Raw genomic sequence first — 16,156 nt, forward strand, 5'->3', positions numbered from 1 at the left:
TTTACAACCGATGATATTACTGATGTGTTCCTTACACACATGCATTTCGATCATGTTGGCGGTGCTGTGAAGCGGGACGGCGAAAAACTAGTGCCGACTTTTAAGAATGCTACCTATTGGAGCAACCAGCAGCACTGGGACTGGGCAGTAAATCCAAATGATCGTGAAAAAGCGTCTTTTTTGAAGGAGAATATTCTACCAATACAAGAAAGCGGGCAATTAAAGTTCATTGACTCCAAAGATGGAGTTCATTTTATGGAGGGTTTTGATGTCCGTTTCGTTTACGGCCATACCGATGCCATGATGCTGCCTTTGATTAGCTATAAAGGCAAGAAAATATTGTATATGGCTGATCTTCTGCCATCTGTGGGCCACCTGCCTCTACCCTATGTAATGGCCTATGATATGTTCCCGTTAAAAACCCTTAACGAAAAGAAAATATTTTTGGGCGAAGCCTTGGAAAAGGAATATATTTTGTATTTTGAGCACGATCCTGTAAACGAATGCTGTACAATACAACAGACAGAAAGAGGCATAAGAGTTAAGGATACTTTTAAACTGAACGAACTGTAAATCAAATAGTTAATCGATCAATTATTAAGTTTAAAAAGCTACTTATTTTAATTTGAATGTAAAGATAGATTGGGTTGTTATTTTCTCATAACAATTTTATACCTTTGCACGTTCAATTCTAAAGTAAGAATTGAGGTAATAAATATAGATGAGACAACTCAAAATAACCCAATCTATTACCAATCGCGAATCACAATCGCTTGATAAATATCTTCACGAAATTGGTAAAGTTGACTTAATCACTGCAGAAGAAGAAGTAATTCTGGCACAAAAGATCAGAGAGGGCGATCAAGCCGCTCTTGAAAGATTAACGAAGACCAATCTGCGCTTTGTTGTGTCAGTTGCAAAACAATATCAAAATCAGGGCCTTACACTTGGCGACCTGATAAACGAAGGCAATCTGGGCCTTATTAAAGCGGCAAAACGTTTTGACGAAACTAAGGGTTTCAAATTCATCTCTTATGCCGTATGGTGGATCCGTCAATCCATATTACAGGCTATTGCAGAGCAATCACGCATTGTTCGTTTACCGTTGAACCAGGTGGGTTCATTAAGCAAGATCAGCAAGGCATTCTCAAAATTAGAGCAAGAGTATGAGCGTGAGCCATCTCCGGAAGAACTGGCCGATATGCTGGAAACTACTGTCGACAAGATCTCTGATACATTAAGTAATTCAGGACGTCACGTATCGATGGACGCGCCGTTTGTACAAGGCGAAGAAAATACGCTGCTTGATGTATTGGAAAACCAGGAACCCAACACCGACTCTATTTTGATCAACGAGTCATTGTCTGAAGAAATTAAACGTTCGCTTTCTACGCTTACCGAGCGTGAGCGTGAGATTATCGTATTGTTCTTCGGATTAGGCACCAATCATCCGCTATCGCTGGAGGAAATCGGCGAAAAGTTCAATCTGACACGCGAACGCGTTCGCCAGATAAAAGACAAAGCGTTGCAACGATTGAGGCATACATCAAGAAGTAAAATTCTGAAATCATATTTAGGTTAATCCTTTAGGGCCCCCGGTAAACCACCGGGGGCTTTTTTGTGAGTTAAATTTTGTAACACTCACGATTTTCAAGACGTCTTATGGTAAAGTTTCATACTTATCATAATGAACAGGTTTGGCTTATCACTATTACTGCTGCTTTCAGTATTTTGCTGGAACCAGGGCCTGTGCATTGTAAAACCAAAACCCAATCCCGGGAAAACCATTTTCCTGAAAAAATTTCATCTTAAAACTATTGCAGACGATCCGGAGCCTTTTGGAGATTATAATAACCTCGTTGTTCCGATAAAAAGAGCAGGAAATTTGATCATTGTGGAAGCTCAGATCGATACCATGCAGGGTAACTTCATATTAGATACCGGTGCACCCTATCTTGTGTTAAACACCACCTATTTCAGAAATATGCCCAGGATTGAAGATCAGGAAGCAGGTGGTATTAATGGCGCTTCTTCGGGGACTTTCTCTACGGTAGTAAAAAACTTTTCCATTCTCGATCTCCATTATTCCAGGCTAACTGCAGATGTGACTGATCTCTCAGCACTTGAAAATGGCAGGCACATCAAAATATTAGGTTTGCTGGGCACTCGTTTATTCTCAAAACTGGCCATTACAGTCGATTTATTCCACAATCAGCTTTATATTCACAAATTGGATGAGCATGGTGATATTAACCCAAATGAACAAATATATTCTAACCCACAATTGAAGACTTCCTTCAGATATGCTGGTGATGTGATCTATCTGAAAGGCGCTATCAATGATAAATCAATGTGGTTTGCATTTGATACCGGCGCCGAAGTAAACCTGCTGGATTACAATCATTCTAAAAAGATGATGAAGACCATGGAAATCATCAACAGGTCGAAACTGACCGGAGTTGGTGGCTCAGAATTTGAAATCATTAACGTAAAAATTGATAAGATGACGGTTGGCGACCAGGTGTTTATGAATAACCGGGTTACGATCACCAGTCTGGAGAAAATGGGGCATTTTTACGGGCAATCCATGGACGGAATTTTAGGATACGACTTTTTTACGCGCGGGATATTTACGATCAACTTCGTAAAAAAAGAATTTGAAATGTACATTTATAGCCACCAATAATGAAAAGGTGTTACGGATATATGGTTTTTATAGCGGTTTTGCTCCTCAGCAATATTCAAACCGCTATGGCCCAAAGTCGTAACTCACTGCGTATTACGGACGATAATCACCTGGTGCTGCAAATTGATATTCGGTCTTCTAAAAATACATTGGACAGTATATTGACTATCGCTGGGGTTAGCGCTACGCCCGATCAAGTTCAGAAAGCAAATTTTACAGCATTAGATAAAGATGGCTGGACGATAGTTGATCATGATGGTAGTTTGTATCATTTTGATCGCTCGCTGGAAAAATTGAATGAAAATCCGCCTAAAGACCCTTATACCATCAGCTTACAAATACCGCAGATAGATGGTAAACCGGGCTACCCTGCTGAAGTAAAATTTGGTATAAATCGGTTTTCGAGGATAACTGTATATCAATTACCATCTGGATTGACCCGATTTATGCTGCCGGGATATACCCGGGCAAAAAGGGTAATGCTTTCAGGTAACTTTAATAGTTGGAGCACACTTAAAGGCTCCATGACCAAAACCGACGGTGGCTGGATCATCGATGTAAAATTGGCTCCCGGGGTTTACCAGTATAAATACATCATCCAGGGCCGCTGGACCACTGATCCAAATAACTTACAGGATGCCGATGATGGTAACGGGAATGTCAATTCGGTCTATTATAAATACAATTATACTTTTAGGCTGAAAGGGTATGCATCGGCCCATAGAGTAAGCGTGGCAGGGGATTTTAACAATTGGAATCCCGATGAACTAGTTATGGAGCGGCACGGTAATACCTGGGAGAAACAGCTATACCTGGGCGACGGCAAACACACCTATCGTTTTATGGTGGATGGTGAGTGGGTAACCGATCCTGCCAATTCCGTTAAAGAAAAGGACGATAATGGTAAAATAAATTGTGTGCTGATGCTGGGTGAAGTTGTTCATTTCAAATTAAACGGATATACCAATGCTGAAAGAGTGTCCGTTGCCGGCAACTTCAATGATTGGGCGCCCAATAAAATATTCTTGAAAAAGACAGCTGACGGATGGGCATTACCGATGATACTCAACCCGGGCAATTACGACTATAAATTTATAGTGGATGGTCGATGGATCACTGACCCGCAGAACCAGAATTATATGGTTGAAAAAGGTGTTACAAACTCATTCGTGGCTGCAAAGCCCAACTACACTTTCCGTTTGAAAGGATTTAAAAACGCGAGATCGGTAAAGCTATCGGGGACATTCATTGACTGGGATAAAAACGGATACACAATGGCCCATAATGGCGATGAATGGACGATCAGTATTAACCTGAAACCAGGAAAATACCTGTACAAATTTATTGTCGACGGAAAATGGATACGCGATCCCGGCAATAAATATTGGGAAGACAATGACTCTGACAACGGCAATTCTGTTTTGTGGATAGAGTAAATCCATACTAAATCATTCCGCTCATAATCTCTAGCATTTTCAATGCTCAAAACGTTCGATTTGACCTCCGTTACATTGAATAATTAATAATTAAAAGGTACATTTATCGGCTAAATGTTTTGTTATGACTATCCCTATTTACCAGGCTGATGCTTTTACCAATCATCTTTTCGGAGGGAACCCGGCTGCTATTTGTCCGCTGACTGAATGGCTGTCTGATGAAACGATGCAAAAGATAGCGGCAGAAAACAACCTGGCCGAAACCGCCTTTTTTGTAAAGAATGGTGATGGTTATAAACTTAGGTGGTTTACCCCTGCCTACGAGATTGATCTGTGCGGACATGCTACACTGGCCTCGGCACATATCATATTTACTGAGCTGGGTTATAAAGGTGATACCATAAATTTTGAAACAGTAAAAGCAGGTGTATTGACTATAAAAAAGGATGGCGACAAATACACAATGGACTTTCCTTCGCGCCCTCCTATTCCGATAGAACTACCAAATGGTCTGGTCGAAGCATTAGGCAAGGAGCCGATAGCAGCTTATCGTTCAAGAGATTATTTTGTGGTTTATGGGTCGGAGAATGATATCGTGGATATATCACCTGACTTTTTTGCGTTATCAAAACTGGATACGGTTGGTGTGATTATAACTGCACCGGGTAAAACTGTCGATTTTGTTTCGCGTTTCTTTGCTCCGGGAGCTGGGATACCAGAGGATCCGGTAACAGGTTCAGCCCATTGCAATCTGATACCTTACTGGGCCAATAAACTGGGCAAGGAGAAGTTACATGCTTACCAGTTATCATCACGCAAAGGCGAACTCTGGTGCGAAAACAAAGGCGAACGCGTACTAATGAGCGGCAATGCCGTTACCTATTTAAAAGGAGAAGTATTTATTTAGTGGTGAGTTGTGAATGGTGAGTAGTGAGTAGATTTTCTACTATTACAACTCACTGCTCGACACTTACTACTCATAACTGATATGCAGCTTACTAAACTAGAGGTTAAGGGATTTAAGAGCTTCGGCGATAAGATAACGATCAATTTTAATGAGGGCGTTACGGCTATTGTGGGTCCGAATGGCTGCGGTAAATCCAATGTTGTTGATTCCATCAGGTGGGTGCTGGGTGAGCAAAGTACCCGCATGCTCCGCTCTGAAAAAATGGAGAATATCATTTTCAATGGTACCAAAAACCGTAAGGCAGCTAACCTGGCCGAGGTTTCGCTTACCTTCGATAATACCAAAAATATTCTTCCTACAGAATTCTCACAGGTTACCATAACCCGTAAGCTATACCGTGCAGGTGAAAGTGAATACCGGCTAAATGATGTTCAATGTCGTTTAAAGGATATCACCGACCTTTTTTTAGATACAGGTATCGGAGCTGATTCCTACTCTATTATCGAGCTAAAGATGATTGATGAGATCATCAATAACAAAGAAGGCTCACGGCGTAATTTATTCGAGGAAGCATCCGGTATATCCAAATACAAACTACGCAAAAAGCAAACTTTCAATAAGTTAAAAGATACCGAGGCCGATCTCGAACGTGTAGAGGATTTGCTATCAGAGATTGAAAAGAACCTTAAAACTTTAGAGAATCAGGCTAAAAAGACCGAGCGTTACTACAGACTTAAGGAGCAATATAAAACGCTGAGCATCATGCTGGCTTCGTTCAAGATCATTTCATTCAGCGATTCGCTGAATAAGATCGACGATCAGGAGCAAAAGCAACATGGGGAAAAATTGGGTATCGTTGCACAAATTGACACTTTGGAGGCTGACCTTCAACAACAGAAACTGGACAGCCTAACCAAAGAAAAAAATCTTTCGACCCAACAAAAAGCTACCAACGAGTATGTTTCTAAGATCCGGGCTTATGAAAGCGAGAAAAAGATCAAGAACGAACATCTGAAATTTCAGCAGGACAAGGAAGCGCGTTTAACAGAGGAACTGGAACGCGACCGCAACCAGTTGAATCACGTTTTATATAATATCAAACGTCTTGCTGAGGAAAAAGCTCAGGAAGATGAAAACCTGGAAGTTATTCGTTCTTTGGTAAACGACCTGAAACTAGCTGTTGATGAACTTCGGGAACAACAAGGATCAGCCCGTGCTGAATTGAATGAGCTGACCAGCATCAATAACCGCCTGCAAAATCAAATCTACAAAACTGAGAAGGATATTGATATCCTGCAGATACAGGAACAGGCACTGGAACAGGAAAGTCAACGAAATATTGAGGATGCGACTAATAAAGAAGCCGAGCTTTCGCACTTTAACCAGGTAGTTGCTGAGTTACAAAGCAGGGCTGAATCAATGGAGAAAGAGCTGGAAACACTCGTCGATTTTGAGAATAAACTGCAGCAACAAATAAAAGATACTGAAGCGGATTCTGAAACTGTAAGAGATACCATCATTAAAGAAAGCCGCAAGCTTGACGCCAAGCAGAATGAGTATAACCTTACCAAGAGTATGGTTGATAGCCTTGAAGGTTTCCCTGAATCTATCCGTTTCCTGAAAAAGACAGCGGGCTGGGCCAAAAGCGCTCCCCTATTTAGCGATGTACTTTTTTGCCAGGAAGAATACCGGGTGGCTATTGAAAACTACCTGGAGCCTTTGATGAACTATTATGTGGTTGAAAATTATGACGAAGCTATTTCGGCTATCAACCTTCTCAGCAATTCATCAAAAGGCAGAGCGCAGTTTTTTGTATTGAGCAACTATGATAACTCTCCTGTTACTCCTGCATCAATCGCCGATGCTATACCGGCTTTAAGTGTGATTGAGGTCGAAAAGCGATACCTGGGTCTTTGCAATCACTTGTTGAAAAATGTTTACCTGGTAAATGACTCGACAGAAAATGATCTGAACAACACCGCTATTCATGGCGATTTGGTACTGATCGGCAAAAGCGGTAAGTTCAACAAGTCAAAATTTACCATGGCCGGCGGCTCGGTTGGCTTGTTCGAAGGCAAACGTATTGGTCGTGCTAAAAATTTGGAGAACCTGGCTAAGGAGATCAAATCAATTGATAACGGATTGATCGAGCTCCGTCACAAGGCAGAAGAATTGCAAAATAAACTCGCTGCATTCAAAGCTTCCGGAAAAATCAGCGAGATTAATCAGCAACAACAAGATCTTAATCGTCTGAATACAGAGCTCATCACCGTAAAAACCCGGCAAGAACAATATCAAGCCTTTATTGAGAATAGTCGTAACCGCAAGGAAGACATCGCGCAAAAGATCAGCAGCATTAAAGAAGATATGCTGCGTTTGCAACCTGAGCTTGCAGAGCTAAAAACACAAAAAGACATTCAAAGTGATCTGCTCAACGAAAAACAGTTGGCCTTTAATGAGCTAAACGAATATACTTCGGTGCAATCCAATCGCTATAATCAAGAAAACATCCGCTTCCATCAGCAACAGAATAAGGTATCTGGCTTGGTAAAAGATATGGACTATCGCGAGACCCAAAAGGAAAGTCTCGAAAGCCGTATCACTCAAAACAATTCTGAACTGGAAAAGGTGAAGCAGGCTATCACCGAAAACCTGGCACAAGCTGATCACTCGGATGAAGACCTGCTGGAAATGTACAGCCAGAAAGAAGAGCTTGAAAAGGCAACCCAGCAGGCTGAACAGGAATACTATACCTGGCGCGGTAAGATTACCGAAACTGAAAATGATATTACAGCACTGCGCCGTAAAAAGGATCAGGCTGAAGTAATTGAAAATGAGCTGAAGGATCAGAAGAACAACCTGAAAATAGAGCTGAATGCTTTAAAAGAAAGGTTATCGGTCGAATTCAATATAGATATCAACGAATTGCTGGATGCTGAGCCGCCTGAAAGTGAAAATGAAGTCGACCTACGCGAAAAAACAGATAAGTTAAAACGACAGCTGGATGATTTCGGACCGATCAATCCATTAGCTGTCGAAGCTTATAATGAGATGAACCAGCGCTTCGAGTTTATCCAATCGCAAAAGAAAGACCTGATCGAAGCAAAAACATCATTGCTGGCTACTATACAGGAAATTGATGATACGGCACGCGAAAAGTTTATGACGGCATTTACTAATGTGCGTGAAAACTTTATTAAAGTGTTCCGTTCATTGTTTAATGAACAGGACTCCTGCGACCTGATCTTAACCGATCCGCAAAATCCGCTCGAGTCTGATATCGATATCATTGCCCGTCCAAAGGGCAAACGGCCATTATCTATCAACCAGCTTTCCGGTGGTGAAAAGACATTGACTGCAACCGCAATACTGTTTTCGCTTTACCTGTTGAAGCCTGCCCCATTCTGTATTTTTGATGAAGTGGACGCGCCTTTGGATGATACGAATATTGATAAGTTTAACAACATCATTCGCGAGTTCTCCGGACAATCGCAGTTCATCGTCGTATCACATAACAAAAGAACCATCGCCAGTACCGATGTGATCTATGGTGTAACCATGGTTGAGCAGGGAATATCAAGAGTTGTGCCGGTCGATCTCAGGGAACTTGCCGACTAAAATTTAAAGAAGCGCAAAATATCATTTTGCGCTTCTTTAAATTTTCTGTGATAAATATTATCACCTTTTAAGTTTCATGGTTTTGTGAGCTATCATCCCCGTAAACTTATGACCATTTAATATTTTGGCTACAGATACACGTTCTGCAAGCGATAATGTACGATATTTTGAATTAATACTTTGTACACTTTGTGTTGGCATAGAATAGGTGCCTGTATTAATATAACTCAACGCATGTGAAAACAGCCCTTCGGTAGGATCACCAAAATCTTTGCTCATATCATCGTTAGCTGCAAAGCCGGCATAACCGTTTGACCCCGGTGTAAACCCTGTATAATAACCGCCCTGATTAGCTGAATTTTGGGTATAAAACTCAGGGGTATACAGGGTGTATTTATTTATATTGATATCAAAAAACCCAACCGGCTTGCCATAACTTTGCTCTCCTATCATTTCTACATCCATTACCGGGCGAAGGTTATTGATTGTCAGTTCGCTTGCTGATGCTGTTCCACCTGTAATGAGGAAAAATACCCGGCCTACATTTAAACCTCCGCTTTTAGCAAAATTTGTTGTATTATAAGGGGAAGTAGGTGAATAGTCAATATAATCAGGGCCATAGTTATAAAGTTGTTGAGTATTTGGATCCCTGCGCCATTGTTTTGATAAGAGTACTTCCTTATTGGCACTTAATATATCATTATAGTAAGTTTTATACATAACTGAACCTGTTTTGGCTGCAGGCACAATCAAATTGTCAATGTACTCTGCAGTACTCACATATCCACCACCATTATAACGCAAATCCACTACTAAATCCGTTATGTTTTGTGCCGCGAAGTTAGCAAATACAGGTGCTAACGCAGGTGCAGCATTGGTTTTGGTATCTGTAAAGCTATTAAACACCACATAACCTACTTTATGCCCATTGGCAGTAGTAATTATAGTGTCTTTAAGCACAGGGTTAACCGTGTAGGATGCGATCTTCATATTATTGACAGTAAGGGTGCTTCCATCAGGTTTTTGAAGTGTGAGGGAAATTGTATTACTATTAAAAAATGAATTGTTGAGGAAAGCTATATTAGGCCCGTTAGCTCCATCATATGAAATACTAGTACTACCATTGACACTTGTTACTAAATAGCCTCTTTTGATATGTGCAGAATCGGCAGGCGAACCTGGGTATACGTAAGTAATACGTAAGTCGTTAACAGTTTGATAAAAATTTACCCCCAGGCCAAAATCTCCCCTGTTGCCATTTAACTCAGCAGATACTGTTCCGTCATCTATAAAAGAATATTTTGCTTCTCCCGGGTCATCTGAGTAGTATTCATATGGCTGATTCGTAGCCGGGTTAATCGCATACTGCGATAAAGCATTAACCTCATTAGTCAGTGCAGTAATATCATCGCCACCGGTGAAAGCCCTCGGGTTAAACGTAGCATATGTCGGCAGTGACGTATACCACAAATAATCTTCCTTGGCATACAAAAAAACCGAATCCTTAATTTTATCAAGAACTGTGGCTGATGTATCGTTTGGAGTTGGGGTTGGAGTCGGATTTATTTTCTTGTTGCTCTTACAAGCCGCAATGAACAAAACGCCCAAAACAAAAATTAAGTAAAAAAATCTTTTCATATTAAAGCAATTATGACCTGTATCTGAAATATTGTGACTTTAACGGAAGATACGGAAATATGTTATAGTCAGACTTCTGAAAACTCAATTGGCTTAATTAAATCCACACCGGAAGCATCTGCACATTGCCTGTCTACATCCGAATTTCCGATCATTAAAATGTTTCGTCGCTGTAAGTTATGATTTTTTATCAGTAAATCCAAGCTATCGGTTTCGGGCTTTGGAGCTATCTCATCTGCAAAATAACAGGTAAGGTAAGGTTCAAGTCCATGCCATTCCGTTTGTTTTATCTTATTAAGCTGCTGCTCGGGGTTGCCGTTGGTCAGAATAAATATCTTCTTCCGGTCAACAACAATATCCTGCATAAAAGTTAGCAGTCCGTCATCAAGCAGCAATTTTAAGGGAAGTTTAGCATTGATGTTCAGATGCTTAAAGTTTTGCCTGTACTTTTCATCAAGACTAAGCTTTTCTTTCAGGCGATCAAAAACGACCTCCTTCCCTTGTGCTAAGTACGTGTCTACCATAAATGAGGTTGCTTCTCTGGCGTCGATCATTTCCGTGTATTCGAGGAACGCCGTGAACAGGTAGTAAATTTGATATAGATAATCTTTCTCAGGATAAAGGACATCATCCAGTTCAAATACAAAAGCGTCCTTACGTGGGTCGATCTCGCTATACTTTATCATCCGCAATCTCTATTTGTATATCGTATTCCCAAAACAATTGTTTTGCATTCAGTAATAACTCTTTTTCGTCGTTGCGCAAAGCATATATACTATTTATGCCTTTATCCAGGCATAAAGCCAGCACCTGGTGTGTATAGGCTGCATTTTTAGGGTCTGGTAAGCTTATAACTTTACCCGATTGAATTAATACATCCGGCAATTCCATATAGTCACCTAATATTAGGTATTCCCTTCCCAAAGCATTTTTCAACCGGTATGCCTCTGCTAATGTTGCTCCTGTTATAAGCGTATACACTATATATTTATTGAACAATTAAACCATCTTTCATCAACACTTTCCTGTCCGATAACTCCGCCAGATGCTCATTGTGCGTTACGATCACAAAAGTTTGATGAAACTCATCCCTTAACTCACTGAACAAATGATGCAATTCATTAGCATTTGTCGAATCCAGGTTACCTGATGGCTCATCCGCAAAAATCATCGCCGGATTATTTACCAAAGCACGTGCCACTGCTACTCTTTGCTGCTCCCCGCCCGAAAGTTGGCCGGGTTTGTGAGTCATTCTATCCTTTAAACCCAGCCGATTCAACAATACCTTCGCTTTCTGTTCCGCTGTCACTTTATTATCCCCTGCTATCAATGCCGGTATGCATACATTCTCCAACGCATTAAACTCCACTAATAAATGGTGAAACTGGAACACAAAGCCAATCTGTTTATTTCTGAACGCGCTCAGGTCTTTGCTACTCAGCTTGCTTATGTCAGTATTACCAATGCTCACACTCCCCGAGTCAGGCTTATCCAACGTACCCAATATATTTAACAGTGAGCTCTTCCCTGCACCTGAAGCACCAACAATTGTCACGATCTCCCCTTTGTTTACTTCAAAGTCTACCCCTTTTAAAATTTTAAGTTGTCCGTATGATTTATGTATAGCGTGGGCTTTGAGCATGGGTAGTTAGTTGTAAAGTTGGAATGTTTTAAGGTTGTAAAGTTATTTTTTTTGGCTCAATTTTCTCCATTTGTTAATGTAAATCCATTTTTTGAATTTATTGCGATCTCATCCAATATTTCAACCTTTCAACTTTACAACATTTCAACAAAAAGAATTAGCTTTGGCGCAAATTCTTCACACAACATGAATATTCACGAATACCAGGGTAAAGCCATTTTAAAGAGCTTTGGAGTAAGGGTGCAGGAAGGCATTGTTGCCGATACTGTTGAACAGGCCGCTGCAGCCGCTCAAAAATTAAAAGGAGATTTAGGATCAAGTTGGGTTGTAATTAAAGCGCAAATACATGCCGGCGGTCGCGGTAAAGGCGGCGGTGTTAAGCTGGCAAAAAATATGGACGAAGTTAGGGAAAAAGCTGGCGCAATATTAGGTATGCAGCTGGTAACCCCTCAAACCGGTCCCGAAGGTAAAAAGGTTCACAAAGTATTAGTGGCTCAGGATGTTTACTATCCTGGCGAAAGTGAAACAAAAGAATTCTATGTCAGCGTACTGCTTGACCGTGCAAAAGGCCGGAATATTGTGATGTACTCTACCGAAGGTGGTATGGATATCGAACATGTTGCTGAACATACCCCTCACCTGATATTTAAAGAAGAGATAGATCCGAAAGTTGGGTTGCAGCCATTCCAGGCGCGTAAGATCGCCTTCAATCTAGGTCTTTCTGGCGACGCCTTTAAGGACATGGTGAAATTCGTTACTGCTTTATACAAAGCTTACGATGCTACGGATTCATCCCTGTTCGAGATCAACCCTGTTTTAAAAACATCTGACAATAAAATATTAGCCGTAGATGCTAAAGTAAACCTGGATGATAACGGCTTGTTCCGCCATCCCGACTTTGCTGATCTGCGCGACTTCCACGAAGAAGATCCTAATGAAGTTGAAGCCAGCAAATCAAACCTGAACTATGTGAAGCTTGATGGCAACGTAGGCTGTATGGTGAATGGCGCTGGTTTGGCGATGGCTACTATGGATATTATCAAGCTTGCTGGTGGCGAACCTGCTAACTTCCTTGATGTAGGCGGTACTGCTAATGCTGAAACTGTAAAAGCTGCTTTCAACATCATCCTGAAAGATCCAAACGTAAAAGCCATCCTGATCAATATTTTTGGTGGTATCGTTCGCTGCGACCGTGTTGCACAGGGTGTTATCGATGCTTACAAGGAATTAGGAAATATCCAGGTCCCTATCATAGTTCGCCTGCAAGGCACAAATGCTGAAGAAGCTAAAAAACTGATCGATGAATCAGGCTTGAAAGTTTATTCTGCCATCCTGCTTAAAGAAGCCGCTCAGCGTGTAGAGGAAGTATTGAAAAAGTAGTGATCAGTTAACTAGTGTTAGTTAATCAGGCTAGCATTTAGAGTTTAGAACTTAGATATTAGAATTTACAAAAAGAGCCCTTAACGGGCTTTTTTTGTTTCCTTCATATTCAGCTAATATTTAAAATAAAGATTTGTTTTATTAACTGATTTGCTCGTTTTACCGAACAAAAACCGGCCTGAAAGGTTAAAGTCTATACAATTTGTCGACATAATGTAATATTCCTGAATAAAATAGATGTTTAAACATATATTATTTATCTTTGCTTCATAAAACAATCATTAAAGCATTTAAAGACCATGGAAACACAAACCGCAACCAAATGGGCAATTGACCCAATGCACTCTGAAGTACAGTTTAAGGTTAAACACCTTGTTATATCAACTGTAAGTGGTTTCTTCAAAAGTTTTGAAGGAACTGTAGAATCTGAAAATGAAGATTTCCAGCATGCAAAAATCAATTTCTCTATTGATATCAACAGCATCGATACTAACCAGACCATGCGCGATGAGCACCTGAAAGGTCCGGAGTTCTTTGATGCCGAAAAATACCCTCATATTAAATTCCAGTCAACCTCGTTTACAAAAACCGGTGATGACGAGTATGAATTAAAAGGCGATCTGACTATTAAAGACGTAACCAAACCTGTTACGTTAGAGGTAGAATTCGGCGGTGCTGCAACTGACTTTTATGGCAACACTAAAGCTGGCTTCGAAATCACAGGTAAGATCAACCGTAAAGAATTTGGTTTGACCTGGGATGGCGTAACAGAAGCAGGTTCAGTTGTAGTTGGCGAAGATATTAAGCTGACCATCAACGCACAGCTTGCAAAACAAGCATAATTTGATTTCGGAATTCGGATTGCCGATTTCGGATTTAGATAATTTTCAAGAGCCATTTGCGAAAGCAAGTGGCTTTTTCTTTTTTAAAGCGATCAGGAGGTATATTTGTTAAACCGTTATGCTGATAAAGATATATCCCGAGAACCCAAACCCGAAAGCAATTGAACAGGTGGCCGATGTACTTCGTCGCGGCGGACTGATCATCTATCCTACTGATACCGTTTATGGCTTGGGCTGTGATATTACTAATCAGAAAGCTATTGAAAAGATTTGCCAGATCAGGCATATAAAACCGGAAAAGGCTAATTTTTCCTTCATCTGCTACGACCTGAGCCACATCTCAGATTATATCAAACCGATTGATAACGCTACTTTCCGTGTGCTCAAAAAGGCATTGCCCGGACCGTTTACCTTTATTTTTAATGCGAACCATAACGTACCCAAATTATTAAGTTCCAATAAAAAAACAGTAGGTATCCGTGTCCCTGATAATAATATAGCCCGCGAAATAGTAAAAGCTCTTGGTAATCCTATCCTCTCCACCTCTATTCACGATGAGGATGATATCATTGAATATTCTACCGATCCTGAACTGATCGAAGAGAAATATGCAGATCAGGTTGACATCGTAATTGATGGCGGCTATGGTGGTAATATACCATCTACCATCGTAGATTGCACTCAGGGTGAGTTTGAGATTGTTCGTGAAGGTAAGGGGGAATTGGAGTTGTATTTGTAAAGATTTGCTACATTCGTTTAAAACCCAATCACAATAATGGAACGCAAGCTACTCTCTCATGACGTGACTTTTGGCAAAATTCTCATTGTTGTCATTTTCATTGTATTTCCGTTGCTTATAATTAAAACATCCCCACCATGGTGGGTTTATATAATTGCAGCTATTGTTGTAGGCCAAATGATAGCTTTTTTATTTTACTTACCGGATACCATAGAGTTTGATGATAAAAACATGTACATCAGCAGGTCGGGTGGAGAAATAACAGTTGATTTAAGGGATATTTATAAAATCAAAATGGTTGCATATACCATAAACCGCAGATATATGTGGAAGATTAAATATGAAGCCAACAGTTTAAAAAGAGCTGCAAGGTTTTATCCCGATTATGATCGTGTTATGCTTAATGAGTTTATAGACCTGGTAAAATCAAAGAACCCGGATACCGAAATTGTCTATTCGACCAATACATTTGATTTCGATATGTGATAACTATGGTCTTATCGCCTTCACAAACTCCGGTATCTTCTCCAAATAATTCTCTGTAGCCAAAAACCTCACAAATGCACTGCCGACAATAGCACCTCGGGCATACTCACAAGCTTTGGTAAAAGTTTCGTTATTGGTAATGCCAAACCCGATAATCGCCGGATTCTTCAGTTGCATGGCTTTAACGCGCTTGTAGTAATCCTCTATAGCGCTGGACAATTGCAGGTTCTTCCCCGTAATAGATGAGGAAGATAACAAGTAAATAAAACTATTGGACAAGCCATCGATCTTGCGGATGCGCTCTTCTGAGGTCTGAGGTGTAACCAGGAAGATATTGCTCAGTCCATTATCAATAAAATGTTTGGCGTACAATGTTTCATACTCATACATCGGCAGGTCGGGAGCAATTATGCCATCCACCCCTACTTCGGCCGCTTTTTTGCAGAACCGTTCGATTCCATATTGAACAATTGGGTTCACATAGCCCATTAATAAAATTGGAATATTCACACGTTTGCGCAAATCTTTCAGTTCTTCGAACAACTGGTTCAGATTCATGCCATTTTGCAGCGCCTTTTCCGAACTGTGTTGAACAGTAGGTCCATCGGCAACAGGATCAGAATACGGGAAACCTATCTCCAGGAAATCTACGCCGGCTTTTTCCAATGCCTCAGCAATATCAAGCGTAGTATTCAGTTCAGGGTATCCGGCAGTAAAGTATATAGATAACAGGTTATCTTTTTTTGATTCGAAGAGTTTGTTTAATCGGTTCATTTTGGTCA

General features: G+C 40.6%; 15 protein-coding genes. 10 read left to right on the forward strand and 5 right to left on the reverse strand.

Translation table 11 applies throughout. The features are described from left to right. The 6 genes from VIM89_RS00245 to smc all read left to right on the forward strand — a co-directional run. A partial coding sequence (locus tag VIM89_RS00245; protein ID WP_488154103.1) for an MBL fold metallo-hydrolase occupies window positions 1–573 on the forward strand: 573 nt, incomplete at its 5' end. A 148-nt stretch (window positions 574–721) separates the two neighbouring features. Further along, entirely contained in the window at window positions 722–1,582 is an 861-nt protein-coding gene (locus tag VIM89_RS00250) for a sigma-70 family RNA polymerase sigma factor (RefSeq protein ID WP_094570678.1), read from the forward strand. A 105-nt stretch (window positions 1,583–1,687) separates the two neighbouring features. After that, entirely contained in the window at window positions 1,688–2,686 is a 999-nt protein-coding gene (locus VIM89_RS00255; RefSeq protein WP_488154104.1) for a pepsin/retropepsin-like aspartic protease family protein, read from the forward strand. Then, window positions 2,686–4,122, forward strand: a complete 1,437-nt coding sequence (locus VIM89_RS00260; protein WP_488154105.1) for a hypothetical protein — start codon at window positions 2,686–2,688, stop codon at window positions 4,120–4,122. The genes VIM89_RS00255 and VIM89_RS00260 overlap by 1 nt, the downstream gene beginning before the upstream one ends. 124 nt (window positions 4,123–4,246) lie before the next feature. Then, a complete protein-coding gene (locus tag VIM89_RS00265) occupies window positions 4,247–5,029 on the forward strand; it encodes a PhzF family phenazine biosynthesis protein (protein WP_488154106.1) in 783 nt (260 codons plus the stop codon). Between the two features lie 81 nt (window positions 5,030–5,110). Further along, on the forward strand, window positions 5,111–8,647 hold the full coding sequence (gene smc, locus VIM89_RS00270; protein ID WP_488154107.1) for a chromosome segregation protein SMC: 3,537 nt from the start codon (window positions 5,111–5,113) through the stop codon (window positions 8,645–8,647). Window positions 8,648–8,707: 60 nt separating this feature from the next. On the opposite strand, the gene VIM89_RS00275 is transcribed toward smc, so the two are convergent. The 4 genes from VIM89_RS00275 to VIM89_RS00290 all read right to left on the reverse strand — a co-directional run bounded on the left by VIM89_RS00275 (window position 8,708) and on the right by VIM89_RS00290 (window position 11,927). Then, window positions 8,708–10,285, reverse strand: a complete 1,578-nt coding sequence (locus VIM89_RS00275) for a S41 family peptidase (protein ID WP_488154108.1) — start codon at window positions 10,283–10,285, stop codon at window positions 8,708–8,710. 68 nt (window positions 10,286–10,353) lie between these two features. Further along, window positions 10,354–10,971, reverse strand: a complete 618-nt coding sequence (locus tag VIM89_RS00280) for an HAD hydrolase-like protein (RefSeq protein WP_488154109.1) — start codon at window positions 10,969–10,971, stop codon at window positions 10,354–10,356. Continuing rightward, complete coding sequence (locus VIM89_RS00285) at window positions 10,958–11,266, reverse strand: hypothetical protein (RefSeq protein WP_488154110.1); 309 nt, start codon at window positions 11,264–11,266, stop codon at window positions 10,958–10,960. Before VIM89_RS00285 ends, VIM89_RS00280 begins: the two co-directional genes overlap by 14 nt. A gap of 7 nt (window positions 11,267–11,273) precedes the next feature. Next, complete coding sequence (locus VIM89_RS00290; RefSeq protein ID WP_488154111.1) at window positions 11,274–11,927, reverse strand: ABC transporter ATP-binding protein; 654 nt, start codon at window positions 11,925–11,927, stop codon at window positions 11,274–11,276. A gap of 186 nt (window positions 11,928–12,113) precedes the next feature. On the opposite strand from VIM89_RS00290, the gene sucC reads away from it, so the two are divergent. From sucC to VIM89_RS00310, 4 genes are all read left to right on the forward strand, one after another. Beyond that, window positions 12,114–13,307, forward strand: a complete 1,194-nt coding sequence (sucC, locus tag VIM89_RS00295; RefSeq protein ID WP_488154112.1) for an ADP-forming succinate--CoA ligase subunit beta — start codon at window positions 12,114–12,116, stop codon at window positions 13,305–13,307. 299 nt (window positions 13,308–13,606) lie between these two features. Beyond that, window positions 13,607–14,149, forward strand: coding sequence for a YceI family protein (locus VIM89_RS00300; protein WP_488154113.1), 543 nt, complete (start codon window positions 13,607–13,609; stop codon window positions 14,147–14,149). A 118-nt stretch (window positions 14,150–14,267) separates the two neighbouring features. Beyond that, entirely contained in the window at window positions 14,268–14,888 is a 621-nt protein-coding gene (locus tag VIM89_RS00305) for an L-threonylcarbamoyladenylate synthase (protein WP_488154114.1), read from the forward strand. Window positions 14,889–14,924: 36 nt separating this feature from the next. Beyond that, on the forward strand, window positions 14,925–15,374 hold the full coding sequence (locus VIM89_RS00310) for a hypothetical protein (RefSeq protein ID WP_488154115.1): 450 nt from the start codon (window positions 14,925–14,927) through the stop codon (window positions 15,372–15,374). A 3-nt stretch (window positions 15,375–15,377) separates the two neighbouring features. On the opposite strand, the gene trpA is transcribed toward VIM89_RS00310, so the two are convergent. Then, window positions 15,378–16,148 carry a tryptophan synthase subunit alpha gene (gene trpA / locus VIM89_RS00315; RefSeq protein ID WP_488154116.1) on the reverse strand — a complete coding sequence of 257 codons (771 nt, stop codon included), beginning with the start codon at window positions 16,146–16,148 and terminating at the stop codon, window positions 15,378–15,380. Window positions 16,149–16,156 lie beyond the last annotated feature (8 nt).

Source organism: Mucilaginibacter sp., assembly GCF_036568825.1.
Lineage (GTDB): Bacteria > Bacteroidota > Bacteroidia > Sphingobacteriales > Sphingobacteriaceae > Mucilaginibacter.

Bases quoted from the DNA above. Each gene is read 5' to 3' on its own strand.
- VIM89_RS00250 (WP_094570678.1), top strand. From the start codon at position 722: ATGAGACAACTCAAAATAACCCAATCTATTACCAATCGCGAATCACAA.
- VIM89_RS00255 (WP_488154104.1), top strand. From the start codon at position 1,688: ATGAACAGGTTTGGCTTATCACTATTACTGCTGCTTTCAGTATTTTGC.
- VIM89_RS00260 (WP_488154105.1), top strand. From the start codon at position 2,686: ATGAAAAGGTGTTACGGATATATGGTTTTTATAGCGGTTTTGCTCCTC.
- VIM89_RS00265 (WP_488154106.1), top strand. From the start codon at position 4,247: ATGACTATCCCTATTTACCAGGCTGATGCTTTTACCAATCATCTTTTC.
- smc (WP_488154107.1), top strand. From the start codon at position 5,111: ATGCAGCTTACTAAACTAGAGGTTAAGGGATTTAAGAGCTTCGGCGAT.
- VIM89_RS00275 (WP_488154108.1), bottom strand. From the start codon at position 10,285: ATGAAAAGATTTTTTTACTTAATTTTTGTTTTGGGCGTTTTGTTCATT.
- VIM89_RS00280 (WP_488154109.1), bottom strand. From the start codon at position 10,971: ATGATAAAGTATAGCGAGATCGACCCACGTAAGGACGCTTTTGTATTT.
- VIM89_RS00290 (WP_488154111.1), bottom strand. From the start codon at position 11,927: ATGCTCAAAGCCCACGCTATACATAAATCATACGGACAACTTAAAATT.
- sucC (WP_488154112.1), top strand. From the start codon at position 12,114: ATGAATATTCACGAATACCAGGGTAAAGCCATTTTAAAGAGCTTTGGA.
- VIM89_RS00300 (WP_488154113.1), top strand. From the start codon at position 13,607: ATGGAAACACAAACCGCAACCAAATGGGCAATTGACCCAATGCACTCT.
- VIM89_RS00305 (WP_488154114.1), top strand. From the start codon at position 14,268: ATGCTGATAAAGATATATCCCGAGAACCCAAACCCGAAAGCAATTGAA.
- VIM89_RS00310 (WP_488154115.1), top strand. From the start codon at position 14,925: ATGGAACGCAAGCTACTCTCTCATGACGTGACTTTTGGCAAAATTCTC.
- trpA (WP_488154116.1), bottom strand. From the start codon at position 16,148: ATGAACCGATTAAACAAACTCTTCGAATCAAAAAAAGATAACCTGTTA.